The sequence below is a fragment of the Micromonospora sp. WMMA1923 genome (assembly GCF_049179195.1).
Classification (GTDB): Bacteria; Actinomycetota; Actinomycetes; order Mycobacteriales; family Micromonosporaceae; genus Micromonospora; species Micromonospora yangpuensis.
In genome coordinates this window covers 4490725-4505431 of the sequence record NZ_JBMHLZ010000001.1, presented here as the reverse complement: position 1 = coordinate 4505431, position 14707 = coordinate 4490725, and the positions used below count along the sequence as shown (strand labels likewise).

Here is a 14707-nt window from a genome sequence, read left to right as displayed (position 1 = left end):
GTCTAGACGGCACCGTTACCCGTCGGTAGCCAAACGGGTACTCGTCGGCCGGGGTCGGTTGCCGGGCGCGTGGGGTGCCGACGATGATCGACAGGCATGGCGGTCCGGGAGCTGACTCGTCGGCCGAATCGGTGAACGCGGGATGGCCGGCTGGCGTCTTCCTGATGACCGGACAGCGGTGCAGGCGACTACGTTTAGGTGGCACTCTGTTGGCGGAGAGTGACGACTTGTGGGGAGGCGGACTGTCCATGGAGGAGCACCCGGGGTTGTTGCCACTGTTGACGGTGGCCAGCGGGTCGATGCGCGGCACGAGCTTCCGGCTGCGCACCGAGCCGCTGGTGATCGGACGGGCACCGACGGCGGACATCATGGTCGACGACCCGCACCTGAGCCGGCGACACGCCGCGGTGCGGCAGACCGAGGGCGGGGTGGCGTTGGTGGACCTCGGCTCCACCAACGGCACCTGGCTCAACGACCGTCGGATCGACGGGGTGGAGCAGCTCTCCGACGGTGACGTGATCCGGCTGGGCCGTACCGAGCTGCGCTACTTCGATCCCGGGCTGGCCCGCACCGACCCGGTCGGCATCCGGATCGGCGCGGCCCCCGGCAGTCAGCGGACCACCATGCCGCTGCCGGTCCCGGCGCCCCGGCAGCCGGTCGAGGGTGAGCTGGTCGGCCCGGAAGCGGCCAGCCTCGGCCGGTGACCCCGCCTCGCCCGACGGCTTAGGGACCGTTAACCTCGGCGGTACCGAGCGACAGGGAGGCCGGGGCGTGGCGCGTGAGTTCACCAGCGTGGGCGTGGTGGGGCTGGGCACCATGGGTGTCGGCATCGTCGAGGTCTTCGCCCGCAGCGGCGTCCACGTCCGGGCGGTGGAGATCTCCGCCGACGCCCTGGAACGCGGGCGGGCCACCCTGACCCGCTCCACCGACCGGGCGGTGGCCCGGGGAAAGCTCGCCCCGGCCGACCGGGACGCGCTGCTGAGCCGGGTCCACTTCGCCGTCGGACTGGCCGCCCTGGACTCGGTGGAGCTGGTGATCGAGGCCGTACCTGAACGTCTCGACCTGAAGCGGCGGCTCTTCGCCGAGCTGGACCGGATCTGCCGGCCCGAGGCGATCCTGGCCACCAACACCTCGTCGTTGAGCGTCACCGAGATCGCGGTCGCCACCAGCCGACCCGGCCAGGTCGTCGGCATCCACTTCTTCAACCCCGCGCCGGTGATGAAGCTGGTCGAGGTGGTCCGCACGGTGGTCACCGCGCCCGACGTGGTGGCCGACACCGAGGCGCTCTGCGCCCGGCTGGGCAAGGTCGCGGTGACCGTCGACGACCGGGCCGGCTTCGTCGCCAACGCGTTGCTCTTCGGGTACCTCAACCAGGCGGTCGGGATGCTGGAGGCGCAGCACGCCACCCGGGAGGACCTCGACGCGGCGATGACGCTCGGCGGCGGCCTGCCGATGGGCCCGCTGGCCCTGCTGGACCTGATCGGCCTGGACACCGCGGTCGAGATCCTGGACACCATGTACCGGCACGGTGGCCGCAACCGCCGGCACGCCGCGGTGCCGCTGCTGCGGCAACTCGTCACGGCGGGACTGCTCGGCCGCAAGTCCGGTCGTGGCTTCTACACCTACCAGCAGCCCGGCTCCCCGGTGGTCGTACCCGACGACCGGACGCCGACGCCGGCGGGGCCGGCACCGGTCGACGGAGCGCGGGCGGTGGCCAGGGTGGGTGTCGTCGGCGCCGGGCCCAGAGCCGCCGGCATCGCCGAGGCCTGCGCCACCGCCGGGTACGAGGTGATCGCGGTGGCCTCCGACGCGGCCCTGGTCGACGCGGCCTTGGTCGACGCGGACCTGACCGACGCGGACCTGACCAGGCTGGCCGACGCGGACCTGGTGATCGAGGCCGTGGTCGGGGAGCCGGCGACCCGGCAGGCGCTCTTCGCCCGGCTGGGGGAGAGCTGCCGGCCCGGCGTGGTCCTGGCCACCACCGGGTCGCTGCCGGTCATCGGGCCGGCGATGGCCTCCGGCCGGCCGGCGGACGTGGTCGGGTTGCACTTCGCAGAGCCGGTACCGCAACGGTCGCTTGTCGAGATCGTCACGACGGTCCGCACCTCGGCGGAGGCCACCGCGACCGCCCGGGCGTTCTGTGCCACGCTGGGCAGGACCGGCGTGGTCTGTCCCGACCGGGCCGGGTTCGTCGTCGACGCGCTGCTCTTCGGGTACCTCAACGACGCGGTCCGGATGCTGGAGGCGAGGTACGCCACCGTCGACGACATCGACCACGCGATGCGGCTGGGCTGCGGGTACCCGGTCGGCCCGTTCGAGCTGCTCGACACGGTCGGCCTGGACGTGGCGCTGAGCATCCAGCGTGCGCTGTACCGGGAGTCGCGGGAGCCCGGCCTCGCCCCGGCGCCCCTGCTGGAGCACCTGGTCACCGCCGGCCACCTGGGGCGCCGGACCGGCCGCGGCTTCCGCGACCACACCGCCGGCTGACCGCGACGGCACCCCGGCCGCGGCTCCGGCCCCGACGGCCTGGCCGCGGCTCCGGCCCCGACGGCCGGCTCCGGCCCCGACGGCCCGGCCGTGGAACGGCCCCGACAACCCGGCCGTACGCTGGCAGATGTGAGCCCCCGTCGTAACCGTCCCCGCCGGGACGACGCCGTGCAGGTCGACTCCGAGCGGGTCCGGCAGGGCGTCGCCTCGGTCCAGCAGTGGCGCGACGGCGAGTGGCAGGTACGGGGGATCAGCGGCGGGTCGGCTACCAAGACGTACCGTTGTCCCGGCTGTGACCAGGAGATCCGCCCCGGGGTGGCCCATCTGGTGGCGTGGCCCGCCGACGGCCGGGGTGACCTGACCGACCGTCGGCACTGGCACAGCGGTTGCTGGCGGGCGCGGGACCGGCGTGGCCCCGGGATCCAGCGTGGTCGTGGCGCCCCCCGGTACGGCTGATCGGCCGAACCCGGCGTGGTGTCGCCGGGCTGACGTGGTCTCCCCGGCGTGGCAGCGGATGTCGCCGGCTCAGCGGCGGGTCTCCCCGGCTCAGCGGCGGGTGTTTCCGGCGCGGCGGCGGGTGGGCGCGGAGGGATCTTCGTCACCCGGTTTCGGCCCGATCGCGCGGAACCGGCGTGGCGGCGCGACACTTGGGTGGTGAGCACCCCGATCCGAGCGTCGTCGATCCTGCCCGGCCACCGTACCGACATCGAGCTGCACACCGCCGACGGGCTGCGCCTGGTCGGCGAGCTGGCCCGGCCGGCGGAGCGGGCGCCGGTGGGCACCCTGGTCTGCCTGCACCCGCTACCCACCCACGGCGGGATGATGGACAGTCACGTGTTCCGTAAGGCGGCGTGGCGGCTGCCCGCCCTGGCCGACCTGGCCGTGCTCCGGTTCAACACCCGGGGCACCAGCAGCCTGCGCGGCACCAGCGAGGGCAGCTTCGACGCCGCCGACAGCGAGCGCTACGACGTGGCCGCCGCCATCGAGTACGCCGAGTTCGCCGAGCTGCCGAACATCTGGCTGCTGGGCTGGTCCTTCGGCACCGACCTGGCGCTCAAGCACGGCTGCGACCCGGCGGTGACCGGCGCGATCCTGCTCTCGCCGCCGCTGCGCTTCTCCACCGACTCCGACCTGGCCACCTGGGCCCGCTCCGGCAAGTCGCTCACCGCGCTGGTCCCCGAGTTCGACGACTACCTGCGCCCCGACGAGGCCCGCCGGCGGTTCGCCGCGGTGCCGCAGGCCGAGGTGGTCGGCGTCCCCGGGGCCAAGCACCTCTGGGTAGGTGACGCCGAGACCGTCCTGGACGAGGTGGTCCGCCGGGTCAACCCGCAGGCGTCGGTGCCGCTGCCGACGGAGTGGGACGGCCCGATGGAGACCGGCGACGTCAGCGGGTACGCCGACCGGACGGTGGCCGCCTTCGCCGACACGCCGGTGCCGGGTCCGCAGGCCGGCGGTTCCGCCTGAGCGGGGCTGGGTCTGCTTCGCGGGGCTGGATCCGCCTGAGCGGGGCTGGTCTGCCTGGCGGGGCCGGGTCCGCCTGAGCGGGCCGGATCGTCGGTCAGTCCGACTCGACGGTCACCTTGCTCGGCTTGGCACTGCGCTCGTCGGTGGTCGGCTTGCTCGGCCGGGTGGTCTTCTCCCCGGTGCTGGTGATCTTCGTCGGGGTGGCACCCCGACCGCCCTCACCGGGCACCGCGGCCACCGTCGGCTCACCGTCCACCGGCGCGGCGGGACTGCCGGCCTCCACCGTGCTCACCGGCTCGGCTACCGGCCGGCTCACCGTGGCCGGCGCACCGTTGCGTACCGGCGGTCGCGCACCCTGCCCGTCAGGCGACGGCTTCCGTCCCTCCGCACCGTCGGGCGACGGGGTCTGGGCCGCCGCGCCGCTGGGTACCGGCTTCCGGTCCGCTTCGCCGTCGGGCGACGGCGTTTGGGTCACCGCGCCGTCGGGCGACGGCGGCTGGGCCGTCCTGCCGTCGGGTGCTGCGGGCCGAGAGCCGTCGGGTGACGCGGTGCCGGCGGCCGCACCCGCCACCTGCTGATGAAGCTCGCGCACCCGGCGCTGCAGATCGTCGGACTCCTGCCGGGAACGCCAGGTCTCCTGCCGCAGATCGGCCAGCTCCTGCTGGGCCTGGGCGATCTCCAACATCACCTGGGCGAGCTGTTGCCGACCGGCGGCGGCTTCCTGCTGCGTGGCGGCAAGGTGCTGCTGGGTCGTGGCCAGGTGCTGCTGGGTGGTGGCGGCGTACTCCTCGAACTGGCGTCGGGAGGCCGCGACATGCTCGTCGGCGGTGCGACGCTTCTCGGCCGACTCGGACTCGGCCCTGGCGAGCAGCTCCGTGGCCTGCTCCTCGGCCTGCCGGCGCATCGTGCCGGCGTCCTGCTCGGCGGCCTGCCGGATCTGGGTGGCGCCCTGTTCGATCTCGTCGAGCCGGGTCCGGTACTGCTTCTCCAGCTCGTCGTGCCGGGTCTTGTGCTTCTGCTCCAGCTCGTCGTACCGGGTCTTGTGCTGCTTGTCCAGCTCGTCGCGGCGCTTGGCGTACTCCTGCTCGGCGGTGGAGCGGCGCTGGGCCAGCTCCCGGTCGGCAGCCTCGCGTCGGCTGTTGACCTCCTTCTCCACCCCCGCCCGCCAGGCGCCCAGCTCCTGCTGCGTCTGGGCTCGGGCGTGCTTGACGTACGCCTCGGTCTCGCTGCGCATCCGCTGGACGTACGCCTCGGTTTCGGCGCGGTCGCGCTTGGCCGCCTCGGTGGCCTGGGTGGTGATCCGCGTGGCCTCCTGATTGGCCTTCTCCCGGGTGGACCGACCCGCCTCGGTGGCCTGGTCGACGGTCCGCTTGGCCTCCTGCTGGGCCTTGGCGTGGGTGGCCCGGCCCGCCTCGGTCGCGGAGTCGATCAGGCGCTTGGCCTCCTGCTGGGCCTTGGCGTGCACCTCCTTGGCCGCGTCCCGCAGCTGGGTGGCCTCCTGCTCGGCCTTTGCCAGCGCCGCCTTGGCCGCCTCCCGAAGCCGGGTCGCCTCCTGCTGCGCCCGGTTGTGGATCTCCTGGGCGGCATCACGCAGCTTGGTGGCCTCCTGCTCGGCCCTGGCCAGCGCCTCCTGGGCGCCGCGGCGCAGGCTGGCCGCCTCCTGCTTGGCATTGCGGATGGTCGCCTCGGCCTCGGCCCGCCGCGTACGGCTGTGCCGTTCCTCCTCGGCCCGGCGCGCCGACAGCGCGATCTCGAAGTCCTGAAGCACCCGGTTGGCCTGCTCGCGGGCCTCCTCGATGATCCCTTCGGCGGCTGCCCGGCGGGCCTCGATCTCCTCGTTCGCGGCCACCGCGATCGCCTCGGCCTGCTCCTCGGCAAGACTGAGGATCTGCTCCACCCGGGGGCCGAGGTGACGGAACGAGGCGCGATCCACCACGCCCACCTGCTTGCGCACCTGGGCGAGGTCGCGCTGCAGCACCTCGACCTGGCCGGCTAGCTTGTGGATCTGGTTGTACGCCTGTTCCCGCTCGGTCGTCAGTGTCGCGATCTCGTGCTCGGCACGAGCGACGTACCGGTCGACCTGTCGTTTCTCGTACCCCCGCAGGGCGGACTCGAAGCTGGGCTCCGTCGTCACGTCCCCGCCGAGAGCGAACAGTTCCTCGCCGTGCGACATGCCCCCATCCTCACATGCGTCCGGCCTCGCTGGGGCGATACGGAGGCCCCCGATGGGACGTACTTCACTGATGCGGCAGCTCCGGAAAAGTTGGGACACTATCCGCATTGCGGCGTGGGGTGACACCGGGTACCGGTGTCACCCCACGCCGTGCCGCATGCCCCCGGCGCGCGCCCGCCTCAGCTGGTCTTCTCCGCGCTCACGCGCTCCTGGGGGTCGGCCTTGGCCTGCTCCGCGACGGCCGCCGCCTGGGCCGCGGGCGGCATGCCCGGGACGATGCCGGCGAGGCCCGAGAGCATCTGACCGAGCTGCGAGGTGACCGCGTCCTTCTGCCGGGTGAGGTCCTCGACCTCGCGCCGGGCCGCCTGCGTGGTCAGGTCAGCCTCGGTACGGGCCTCGGTGAGCAACCGCTTCGCCTCGGCCTTGGCCTCGTTGAGGGTCTTCTCCGAGAGTGCCTTGGCCTTCTCGACGGTGTCCGAGGCGGTGCGCTCGGACTCGACCCGACGGGCCTCGGCCCGCTGCTCGATCTCCTTGGCCCGGTCCTGGGCGGCGCGGGCCCGCTGCTCGGCCTCGCCGACCAGCTTCTGCGTCTGGGCGACCTGGGCCGCGTGCCGTTCCGACTCCTCCCGCTCGGCCTTCTCCCGGCGCTCGGCGAGCTGAAGCTCCAGGGCCTGCAGGTCCTTGTCGCGCTTGTCCCGGGCGTCGGTGAGCAGCTTGGTCGCCTCGGCGCGCTTCTCCTCGGCCTCGCGGGCGGCCTTGGCCCGCTGCTGGGTGATCTCCCGCTCGGCGGTGGCCCGCAGGGTGGCCACCTCACGCTCGACGGTGGACTTCAACTCGGCCACCTCGTGCGCGGTGACCGTACGCAGCTGCTTGGTCTCCCGCTCGGCGTCGCCGCGCAGGGTGTCGGCCTCCCGGCGGGCCTGGACGCGGACCTCGGCGGCCTCCCGCTCGGCGGAGGTGCGGACGCTGCCGGCCTCCCGCTCGGCGGTGGCCTTCATCGCGGCGGCCTCGGCGCGGGCCTTGTCGGTGATCTCGCGAGCCTCCAGGCGGGCCGCGGAGAGGATCCCCTCCGACTCACGCTTGGCCTCGTTGCGGTGGTCGTTGGCCTGCTCCTCGGCGAGCCGCAGGATCTGCTCGACCCGGGTGCCGAGACCGGAGAGGGTCGGCCGGCTGTTCTCCTCGAGCTGCTTGTTGGTGTCGTTGAGCTTCTGCTCCAACGCACTCTGCCGCTGCTCGGCCTGGCGGAGCCGACGCTGGGCGTCGTTCATCCGCTGCTCGGCCTCGGCGCGGGCCTGCTCGGACTGGGTCAGCGCGGCGGTCAGCCGACCGATGAAGTCATCGACCTGCCCGACGTTGTAGCCACGCAGGCCAACGGTGAAATCCGGTTGCGAGTTCGCGTTGTCGAAGAACGCCAGAGGGGAGGACTGCTGCTGGGGCATTGGGACATACTCGCAGACGCCCCAGGGTGCTTCCAAGACCGGTCGCAGCTTTGGTGTCCGGTTTATCTGACCGGGTCCAACGGGCGATCTTGGCAGCTCCCGGGCCGCCCGGGCCGGTCCTGCCCGGCTACCTGCCCGCCGTCGGGGCGAGCCGGCAAAACGATGTTGGGAGGGGCCCCTTCCTATACAGAATGCGATAGGAAGGGGCCCTTCCTTTCACCCGGCGGGTTGGACCAACTCGACGAGGACGCCGCCGGCGTCCTTCGGGTGGACGAAGTTGATTCGCGAGTCGGCGGTGCCCCGTCGGGGGGTGTCGTAGAGCAGCCGCAGACCCCGCTCGCGCAGGGCGGCGCAGGCCACGTCGATGTCGGCGACCGTGTACGCCACCTGCTGCACGCCCGGCCCGTTACGGTCGAGGAACTTCGCGATCGTCGACTCCGGGGTCGCCGGGGCGAGCAGTTGCAGGCAGCCGCCGGAGGCGCTCGGCCCGACCGCCAGCATCGCCTCGCGTACGCCCTGCTCGGTGTTGGTCTCGGTGTGCACGCAGCGCATCCCGAAGGTGCGCTGGTAGAAGTCGATCGCCGCGTCCAGGTCGGCCACGGCGATGCCGACGTGGTCGATGCGGAGCAGTCCGATTCCGGTGGCGGGTTCGGCGGTGGGCTCGCCGGAGGTGTGCTCAACCATGGCGCTAGTCTGGCCGAACAATCGTTAAGGCGTACGGTCGGCACCCCCCTCGGAGGCAGGACATGGCTTCGGTGATCGTCAGCGGCGCGCGGACCCCGATGGGCCGGCTGCTGGGCAACCTCAAGGACCTCTCCGCCGTCGACCTCGGCGGGGTGGCCATCAAGGCCGCGTTGGAACGCGCCGGGGTCGCCCCCGACCAGGTGCAGTACGTGATCATGGGCCAGGTGCTCCAGGCCGGCGCGGGTCAGATCCCGGCCCGGCAGGCGGCGGTGGCGGCCGGGATCCCGATGTCCGTGCCGGCGTTGACCGTCAACAAGGTGTGCCTCTCCGGCCTGGACGCGATCGCCCTGGCCGACCAGCTCGTCCGGGCCGGCGAGTTCGACATCGTGGTGGCCGGCGGCATGGAGTCGATGACCAACGCCCCGCACCTGCTGCTCGGTCAGCGCACCGGCTACAAGTACGGCGACGTGACCGTCAAGGACCACATGGCGCTGGACGGGCTCACCGACGCGTGGGACAACTGCTCGATGGGTGAGTCCACCGAGCGGCACGGTGCCCGGCACGCCATCACCCGGGCCGAGCAGGACGCCTTCGCCGCGACCAGCCACCAGCGGGCCGCCGCCGCGCAGAAGAACGGCCACTTCGCCGACGAGATCACCCCGGTGGTCATCCCGCAGCGCAAGGGCGACCCGCTGGTGATCAGCGAGGACGAGGGGATCCGCCCGGAGACCACCGCCGAGTCGCTGGCGAAGCTGCGCCCGGCGTTCGCCGCCGACGGCACGATCACCGCCGCCAGCTCCTCGCCGATCTCCGACGGCGCCGCCGCCGTGGTGGTGATGAGCAAGGCCAAGGCCAAGGAGCTGGGGCTGAGCTGGCTGGCCGAGGTCGGCGCGCACGGCAACGTGGCCGGCCCGGACAACTCCCTGCACTCGCAGCCGTCCAACGCGATCAACCACGCGCTGCGCAAGGGCGGGCTGAGCGTCGCCGACCTCGACCTGATCGAGATCAACGAGGCGTTCGCTGCGGTCGGCATCCAGTCCACCCGGGACCTCGGGGTCAGCCCGGACCAGGTGAACGTCAACGGTGGGGCGATCGCGCTGGGCCACCCGATCGGCATGTCCGGCGCCCGACTGGTGCTCACCCTCGCCCTGGAGCTGAAGCGGCGCGGCGGCGGCACCGGCGCGGCGGCGCTCTGCGGCGGCGGCGGTCAGGGCGACGCGCTGATCATCCACGTACCGGCGGGCGGCGAGTGAGCGGCGCCGCCGAGGGCACCGGCGCACCGCAGCCGGCCGCCGCAGTGCCGGCCGCAGCCAGCTCGGCTGCGGGCGGTAACTCCCCGGCGCCGGCCTCGGGCCCGCCGACGCCGGCTGCGGGCACGCGGGTGTCGGTGCGCCGGAGTCGGGACGTACCGATGCTGGTGGAACGGGCCCGCACGGGTGACCCGCGCGCGGTGGCCCGGCTGATCACCCTGGTCGAGTCCGGTGACGAGCTGCTGCCGCAGGTGGCGGCGGCGCTCGCGCCGTACGCGGGGCAGGCCCAGGTGGTGGGGTTGACCGGGTCGCCCGGGGTGGGCAAGTCGACCACCACCAACGAGCTGGTCCGGGCGCTGCGGGCCGCCGGCCACCGGGTCGGGGTGCTGGCCATCGACCCGTCCAGCCCGTTCACCGGCGGGGCGATCCTCGGCGACCGGGTCCGGATGCAGGACCACGCCACCGATCCCGGCGTCTACATCCGGTCGATGTCCAGCCGGGGCCACCTCGGCGGGCTCTCCGCCGCCACCCCCCAGGCGGTCCGGGTCCTCGAAGGCGCCGGCTGCGACGTGGTACTCGTCGAGACCGTCGGCGTCGGCCAGGCCGAGGTGGAGGTGGCGTCCCTGGCCGACACCACGTTGGTGCTGCTGGCCCCCGGCATGGGCGACGCGATCCAGGCGGTCAAGGCCGGCATCCTGGAGATCGCCGACGTCTTCGTGGTCAACAAGGCCGACCGGGACGGCGCGGACGCCACCGTCCGCGACATCCAGGGCATGATCGCTCTCGGTGAGCGCGGGCCGGGCCAGTGGCGACCGCAGGTGGTCCGGGCGATCGCCGCCCGGGCCGAGGGGATCGACGACATCGCCGCCGCGATCGACAAGCATCGTGGCTGGCTGGAGCAGCACGACGAGCTGCGCCGCCGCCGCGAGACGCGGGCCGCCGCCGAGGTCGAGGCGATCGCGCTGGGCACCCTGCGCGCCCGGATCGGCTCACTTCGCGCCGGTACGGCCCTGACCGCGCTCGCCGCGAAGGTGGCCGCCGGCTCCCTCGACCCGTACGCCGCCGCCGACGAACTGATCGGCCAACTCGACTCCTGAGCCCCGGGCGGGGTCGGGGTGCGCCCGGGAGGCGTGCCCGATCTGTGCCGTGCCCCCCGGGTCGGGGACCCGATCCTGGAGGAAGATCTTGGAAGATTTGCGCCCCTCGGGGGGCTTTTCTTCCAAGATCTTTTCGACGTGCAGCTAGCGACGGTGTGGCACTCCATCCTCCGGTAGAGGAAAGCCACCAGGTCGATCGCCGGCACGAGACGTGAGGCACTCGAAGGTGCGAAGTGCAACGTGTCGACGTTGGCATGGCGGTCGGGTGTTGGTGCGATCACGTACTGCGATGTCCTGGTGTGTTTCCGCAGGGATCGTAGTCAGGCTTCGATCGTCCACAGCGGAACGCGGGGCCGGTAGGCTCTGCGCAGGTAGGCGGGCCGGTGGTGGGACGGACAGGGGAGCGGGACGTGAACTTCGAGGAGACGCAGGAGTTGTCCCTGAGCCCGGACGCCGTGGCGGGTGGCCGGACGCGGATCTCCACCGAGGTGGTGGAGAAGATCGCGGTGGCCGCCACCAAGTCGGTGCCGGGCGTGGCCGAGCTCGGCGGCGACCTCGCCCGCTTCGTCAACGCCGTGCTGGACCGGGTCGGACTGGATCAGGTAGGTGACGCCCGACGGGGCTGCTCGGCCCACATCACCAACGGTGCGGTGCTGATCAACCTGGTGCTGGTCACCGAGGCCGGGCACTCGGTCCCGCAGGTGATCGACGAGGTCCGCGCGAAGGTGACCCTGGCCGTCGAGGCGTACGGACTGCGCGTCGAGGAGATCAACATCCGGGTCGACGACGTGGCCTTCACCAACCCCACCGCCCCGGACGCCTGAGGCAGCGGACGGCTGCGCCAGCCACACCCGTTCGCCGCCCGTGCCCGGTCGTTGCCCGCGCAGCTTTCGGGAAGTAGTGGCCTCGTCCGGTCGGGATGCCACTACTTCCGCGATCTGACACCGACGCGTGGGCTGTTTCGCGGGTGCGGTTCGGTGGCGGTGGCGAGATCAGGCGGAGTCTGGCCGGTTCAGTTCCACTTCGTCGCCCGGCAGCAGGTCGACCTTGCCATCCCGGCTTCGGACCTCCAGGATCGGCACGCCCTCGTCGAGCTGCATCGCGCGGCGCTCACCATCCGTCGGCATTCGGGTGATCACCGACTCGCCGGCCGCGAGTTCGACCTGTCGGCGTTGTGGCGCCTCCCGGACCCGGGTGCCCAGGCCCCGGCTCGTGTTGACCAGACCTTCCGAACGCAGCAGTAGGACTGCTCTGCGTACCGCGTCACGCCCGATGCCGTACTCCTGCGACATGCGCGTCTCGCTGGCGAGGATCGAGCCGGCCGGCAGTTCCCCGGACAGGATCTTCTGCCGTAGCAGGTCTGCGAGCTGCGCGTAGACCGGCGTGCGCGAGTGCGGATCGATGGTCACGTTGCCAGCCTTGTTTCCCCGTCGCCACCATGACCCTTGGCCTTGTTGCATTAGGTACTCGTGGCCCTGTTTGGTTTTGGCTATGTTCCTCTTGACGGTCAGTGATTGAAGGTCAACGAGGAGTTCTCGTTCGATCGTGGATGTTCCTGGTGATCGGCCCTGTCGGCGTAGTGGTGATCTGGTATTTGCGCTGGTGGGCGGGTTGGGTCCGGTTCTGCAGGGAGGTTCGCGTGCGGAGGATCTTCGGGTGGCTCGGTCGACGCGAGCGGGGTCGGCGTCGCGGAGGAGCCGTCGACCCCAGGCCCGGTCAGTACCGGTCCCGCAGCTACCAGTTGCTTCGGCCGTGGCAGGTGCGCCGGCGGCGGTTCGGGTGGACGGCGTTCGGTAGGCGCGGGTTCGACCCGCAGGAGGGGGTCCGACTTCCTGGACCGGGTCGCCGACGACCTGGCCGCCGTCTATCTGGCGCTCGGTGAGAGCCGGCAGGAGGCGGCCCGGATCAAGCAGGCGTTGCGGGCCCGGCAGTCCGAGGAGGCGCGGCGGCTGGTGAACGCGGGACGGTTCCGCTGATGGGCGACGGAGAGCGGTTCGTCATCCATCTTCCGGTGGTCGCCGGGGACCTGCCGGCCGCCGCCCGGCTGGCTCGGGTGGTGGCCCGCTGGACGGGCGTGCTCACCCAGACCCCGGCGAGATCGCGGTCTCCTTCGAGGACGACCAGGGTGACCGCCATCGGGTCTTCTGCGACCGGCCGCTGGCCGGTGGTCGGCGGTGCGTGCTGCGTGACCGCCACGACGGGCCGTGCACCCGCCGGCTGCTCCGGTGACCGGGTACGTCGGGCCGGTTATCGGTCGGTACCAAGTTCCTTAGCGATCGTTCAGGAAGGGCCTTACACTCGACGTGCAGTCGAGGACTCGAGGAGGAGCCCCGCGTATGAACGCCGACGAGATCGCCGCCGGACGGGCCCGCTGGCAGGCCCGGTACGACGCCGCGCGCAAGCGGGACGCGGACTTCACCACACTCTCCGGAACGCCCCTCGACCCGGTGTACGGGCCACCGGAGGGCACCGGCTACCCGGGCTTCGAGCGGATCGGCTGGCCGGGGGAGTACCCGTACACCCGGGGGTTGCATCCCACCGGTTACCGGGGGCGGACCTGGACGATCCGGCAGTTCGCCGGCTTCGGCAACGCCCAGCAGACCAACGAGCGGTACAAGATGATCCTCGGCGCGGGTGGCGGTGGGCTCTCGGTGGCCTTCGACATGCCGACGCTGATGGGCCGGGACTCCGACGACCCGCAGGCGCTCGGCGAGGTCGGGCACTGCGGGGTCGCCATCGACTCCGCCGCCGACATGGAGGCGCTCTTCGACGGCATCGACCTGGCCGGCGTCACCACCAGCATGACCATCTCCGGCCCGGCCGTGCCGGTGTTCTGCATGTACCTGGTCGCCGCCGAACGGCAGGGCGCCGAACTGTCCAGGCTGGACGGCACCCTGCAGACCGACATCTTCAAGGAGTACATCGCGCAGAAGGAGTGGCTCTTCGAACCGGAGCCGCACCTGCGCCTGATCGGCGACCTGATGGAGTACTGCGCCGCCGAGATCCCGCGCTACAAGCCGCTGTCGGTCTCGGGCTACCACATCCGGGAGGCGGGCTCGACCGCCGCGCAGGAGCTGGCGTACACCCTGGCCGACGGGTTCGGCTACGTGGAGCTGGGGTTGTCGCGCGGCCTGGACGTCAACGTCTTCGCCCCCGGGCTGAGCTTCTTCTTCGACTCGCACGTGGACTTCTTCGAGGAGATCGCCAAGTTCCGGGCCGCCCGCCGGATCTGGGCCCGGTGGCTGCGCGAGGTCTACGGCGCGACCAGCTCCAAGGCGCTCTGGCTGCGTTTCCACACCCAGACCGCCGGGGTGTCGCTGACCGCCCAGCAACCGGTCAACAACGTGGTACGCACCGCCGTGGAGGCCCTCGCCGCGGTGCTCGGTGGGACCAACTCGCTGCACACCAACGCCCTGGACGAGACCCTGGCGCTGCCGACCGACGAATCCGCCGAGATCGCCCTGCGGACCCAGCAGGTGCTGATGGAGGAGACCGGGGTGGTCAACGTCGCCGACCCGCTCGGCGGATCGTGGTACGTCGAGGCGCTCACCGACCGGATCGAGGCCGAGGCGGAGGAGATCTTCGCCCGGATCCGGCAGCTCGGCGGCGAGGGCCCGCACCGGATCGGCCCGATGACCTCCGGCATCCTGCGGGGCATCGAGGACGGCTGGTTCACCGGCCAGATCGCCGAGTCGGCCTTCGTCTACCAGCAGGCCCTGGAGAAGGGCGACAAGCGGATCGTCGGGGTCAACTGCCACACCGGTACGCTCGCCAAGGAGCTGGAGATCCTGCGCATCTCGCACGAGGTGGAGCTGGCCCAGCGGCGGGCGCTCGCCGAGCGCAAGTCCGGCCGCGACTCGGCGGCGGTCCAGGCTGCCGTGGAGCGGATGGTCGAGGTCAGCCGGACCGACGGGAACATGATCCCGGCGATGCTGGACGCGGTCCGGGCCGAGGCGACCCTGGGTGAGATCTGTGACGCCCTGCGCGCGCAGTGGGGCATCTACCGTGAACCCCCTCGATTCTGACTTCTCCCTCGACCGCAGGGGCGGTGAGCTGGGGGTGAGAGGAGCAACTGTTGGCGTCGCGGTTGATCTGACTTCCGGCGCCCGCGTG

12 protein-coding genes and 2 pseudogenes are annotated in these 14707 nt (G+C 72.2%); 10 read left to right on the top strand and 4 right to left on the bottom strand.

The genetic code is table 11. From position 1 onward, the window contains the following. The first annotated feature begins 248 nt into the window (after positions 1 to 248). The 4 genes from ACN28G_RS20360 to ACN28G_RS20345 all read left to right on the top strand — a co-directional run bounded on the left by ACN28G_RS20360 (position 249) and on the right by ACN28G_RS20345 (position 3951). Positions 249 to 704 carry an FHA domain-containing protein gene (locus ACN28G_RS20360; RefSeq protein ID WP_091442941.1) on the top strand — a complete coding sequence of 152 codons (456 nt, stop codon included), beginning with the start codon at positions 249 to 251 and terminating at the stop codon, positions 702 to 704. A 67-nt stretch (positions 705 to 771) separates the two neighbouring features. Then, on the top strand, positions 772 to 2487 hold the full coding sequence (locus tag ACN28G_RS20355) for a 3-hydroxyacyl-CoA dehydrogenase family protein (protein ID WP_091442938.1): 1716 nt from the start codon (positions 772 to 774) through the stop codon (positions 2485 to 2487). 168 nt (positions 2488 to 2655) lie between these two features. Beyond that, positions 2656 to 2943 (top strand): hypothetical protein, encoded by a 288-nt coding sequence (locus ACN28G_RS20350; protein ID WP_091442934.1) that lies wholly within the window; start codon positions 2656 to 2658, stop codon positions 2941 to 2943. Between the two features lie 198 nt (positions 2944 to 3141). Further along, positions 3142 to 3951: an alpha/beta hydrolase gene (locus ACN28G_RS20345; protein ID WP_091447200.1), complete on the top strand. Its 810-nt coding sequence runs from the start codon at positions 3142 to 3144 to the stop codon at positions 3949 to 3951. Between the two features lie 94 nt (positions 3952 to 4045). On the opposite strand, the gene ACN28G_RS20340 is transcribed toward ACN28G_RS20345, so the two are convergent. The 3 genes from ACN28G_RS20340 to mce all read right to left on the bottom strand — a co-directional run bounded on the left by ACN28G_RS20340 (position 4046) and on the right by mce (position 8247). Continuing rightward, positions 4046 to 6124, bottom strand: coding sequence for a hypothetical protein (locus ACN28G_RS20340; RefSeq protein WP_091442929.1), 2079 nt, complete (start codon positions 6122 to 6124; stop codon positions 4046 to 4048). Between the two features lie 179 nt (positions 6125 to 6303). Continuing rightward, positions 6304 to 7563 (bottom strand): cell division protein DivIVA, encoded by a 1260-nt coding sequence (locus ACN28G_RS20335; protein ID WP_091442926.1) that lies wholly within the window; start codon positions 7561 to 7563, stop codon positions 6304 to 6306. Between the two features lie 216 nt (positions 7564 to 7779). Beyond that, a complete protein-coding gene (mce, locus tag ACN28G_RS20330; protein WP_091442922.1) occupies positions 7780 to 8247 on the bottom strand; it encodes a methylmalonyl-CoA epimerase in 468 nt (155 codons plus the stop codon). Positions 8248 to 8309: 62 nt separating this feature from the next. Between mce and ACN28G_RS20325 the strand changes: the two genes are divergently transcribed. The 3 genes from ACN28G_RS20325 to ACN28G_RS20315 all read left to right on the top strand — a co-directional run bounded on the left by ACN28G_RS20325 (position 8310) and on the right by ACN28G_RS20315 (position 11418). Beyond that, on the top strand, positions 8310 to 9500 hold the full coding sequence (locus ACN28G_RS20325) for an acetyl-CoA C-acetyltransferase (RefSeq protein ID WP_091442918.1): 1191 nt from the start codon (positions 8310 to 8312) through the stop codon (positions 9498 to 9500). Between the two features lie 158 nt (positions 9501 to 9658). Then, the gene (meaB, locus tag ACN28G_RS20320; protein WP_421480134.1) at positions 9659 to 10594 is read left to right on the top strand and encodes a methylmalonyl Co-A mutase-associated GTPase MeaB; all 936 of its coding nucleotides are present in this window, start codon (positions 9659 to 9661) and stop codon (positions 10592 to 10594) included. 410 nt (positions 10595 to 11004) lie between these two features. Continuing rightward, on the top strand, positions 11005 to 11418 hold the full coding sequence (locus tag ACN28G_RS20315) for an Asp23/Gls24 family envelope stress response protein (protein ID WP_091442915.1): 414 nt from the start codon (positions 11005 to 11007) through the stop codon (positions 11416 to 11418). A 168-nt stretch (positions 11419 to 11586) separates the two neighbouring features. On the opposite strand, the gene ACN28G_RS20310 is transcribed toward ACN28G_RS20315, so the two are convergent. Continuing rightward, complete coding sequence (locus ACN28G_RS20310) at positions 11587 to 12003, bottom strand: GntR family transcriptional regulator (protein ID WP_421480133.1); 417 nt, start codon at positions 12001 to 12003, stop codon at positions 11587 to 11589. Between the two features lie 239 nt (positions 12004 to 12242). Between ACN28G_RS20310 and ACN28G_RS20305 the strand changes: the two are divergent. The 3 genes and pseudogenes from ACN28G_RS20305 to ACN28G_RS20295 all read left to right on the top strand — a co-directional run bounded on the left by ACN28G_RS20305 (position 12243) and on the right by ACN28G_RS20295 (position 14619). Next, positions 12243 to 12570, top strand: a pseudogene (locus tag ACN28G_RS20305) (DivIVA domain-containing protein). Further along, positions 12570 to 12823: pseudogene (locus ACN28G_RS20300) on the top strand (hypothetical protein). Before ACN28G_RS20305 ends, ACN28G_RS20300 begins: the two co-directional pseudogenes overlap by 1 nt. Before the next feature lie 107 nt (positions 12824 to 12930). Further along, positions 12931 to 14619 carry an acyl-CoA mutase large subunit family protein gene (locus tag ACN28G_RS20295; RefSeq protein WP_091442910.1) on the top strand — a complete coding sequence of 563 codons (1689 nt, stop codon included), beginning with the start codon at positions 12931 to 12933 and terminating at the stop codon, positions 14617 to 14619. The last annotated feature ends 88 nt before the right edge of the window (positions 14620 to 14707 follow it).